General features: G+C 72.1%; 1 protein-coding gene. It reads left to right on the top strand.

The window, feature by feature from the left end; genetic code table 11:
* Positions 1–97 precede the first annotated feature (97 nt).
* Positions 98–1,465, top strand: a complete 1,368-nt coding sequence (locus ABD297_RS23520) for an IS110 family RNA-guided transposase (RefSeq protein WP_344257584.1) — start codon at positions 98–100, stop codon at positions 1,463–1,465.
* Positions 1,466–1,714: the final 249 nt, after the last annotated feature.

A 1,714-nucleotide genomic window follows, 5' to 3' on the forward strand; every position in this document is an offset into this window, starting at 1 on the left:
ATAGAAAGGCGTTCTGCGCGGTCGGGTCTGGCGTGGCGAACGTCCTCCTGATGCGCTTGTCGGGCTTGGTGTCCCACACGCAAGAAGGAGGACGTTCATGAGCAACGGTAGTGGCGTTTCCCGCGGTGATCGGAACCGGAACGCTCGGCTCTCGCGGCTGCGCGGGGCGGTCCCGGTCACGAACGCGATCGTGGGGATCGACCTGGCCGACCGCAAGCAGATGCTCGTGGTGACCGACCACGACTCGAAGGTGCTGGCGCGGCGGACGTTCCGGTGCAAGGCCTGGGACCTCGGCGCGGCGCTGGACTGGGCGGCCGACCGCGCGTCCCGAGCAGGGTTCGCCGGAGTGACCGTCGCGTGTGAGCCGACCGGGCACCGGTGGATGGTCCTGGCCCAGCTCGCGACCGAACGCGGCATGTCGTTCGTGTGCGTCCAGCCCGCAGCCTCGTCCTGGGCGCGGAAGAGCGAGGACCTCACGACGGACAAGACCGACGACAAGGACGCCGTGCTGATCGCCCGGCTGACCGCGCAGCTGCGCTGCTACCTGCCCGAGCCGGTCGACGAAGCGAACGCGACCTGGACCCGGCTGCGGCACCTCGGCTCGCGCCGCGAGGACCTCCTCGAGGAGCACGTTGCGGCCGTGCAGACGGTCCGGGACCTGCTCGAGTGCGTGTGGCCGGCCGCGCTCGAGACCGCGAAGCACCCGTTCCGGTCGGCCACGTGGGTCGCCGCCCTGGCGGTCATCGTCCGCAGGGACGGCGGGGACCTGGACCGGACGAGGCGGCTCGGGCTGGCCCGGTTCGAGCGGGCCGTCCGCGCGGAAGTCACACGCCGAGGCGGGGTCCGTCCCTGCCTGCGCATCGTCCGCCGCCTCTTCGCCGCGCTCGACGACAGGGCGGGCGTGGTGGCGCACCGGCCGGCGGTGTTCGAACGGCTCGAGTGGACCCTGGCCGACTGGGACGAGGCCCGGGCCAAGCTGGTCGACGTCGAGGCCCGGATGACCTCCGTCCTGGACGAGCTCGGACTGACCGCGCTGGTGACGAGCATCGACGGGCTGTCGCCGGTCGGGGCCGCGGCGATCCTCGCCCAGACCGGCGACCTGGCCCGGTTCACCTCCGCCCGGGCCGTGGTCAAACACGCCGGCCTCGCCCCGCGGGAACGCAAGTCCGGCACCTTCACCGGCCGGGCCCGCCTCACCGGCGCCGGGCGGCCACAGCTGCGCGTCGCCGCGTGGCGGGCGGTATGGGGCTGTCTGCAGACGAACCGGGTGTACGCCGCCCGCTACCGGTATCTCACCAGCCGCGAACACAACCGGCTCACCCCCACCCAAGCGCAGACCGCGGTCGCCGGCGCGATCCTGCGCCAGCTGTACGCCGTCGTCACCCAGCGACGGGCCTGGGACCCCGTCATCGCCGCCCACGGCACCACCGCGTGGAAGGAGACCACGGGCACCGCTGCGGCATAACCACATCCGGCCTGACGCGGGCCGCCCATCAGCAGGAGGCGGCGGCGTCCATGAGCTGGGGCGGGGTGAGCCTTCCGCGGCATTGAGAACCCCCGGGGTATCTCGTCGGTCATCGCAGGCCGCCCCGTCCCGTCGTCGACACAACCCGATCACACGCTGCCGAGCACGACCTCGATTAGCTATGCAGGGACCGACGACGAGACACCGGCACCCGCCCAGCCCTTGACGCTAAACACCTCACGCTGATGA

The organism is Terrabacter carboxydivorans, from assembly GCF_039532035.1.
Classification (GTDB): Bacteria; Actinomycetota; Actinomycetes; order Actinomycetales; family Dermatophilaceae; genus Terrabacter; species Terrabacter carboxydivorans.

Bases quoted from the DNA above. Each gene is read 5' to 3' on its own strand.
- ABD297_RS23520 (WP_344257584.1), top strand. From the start codon at position 98: ATGAGCAACGGTAGTGGCGTTTCCCGCGGTGATCGGAACCGGAACGCT.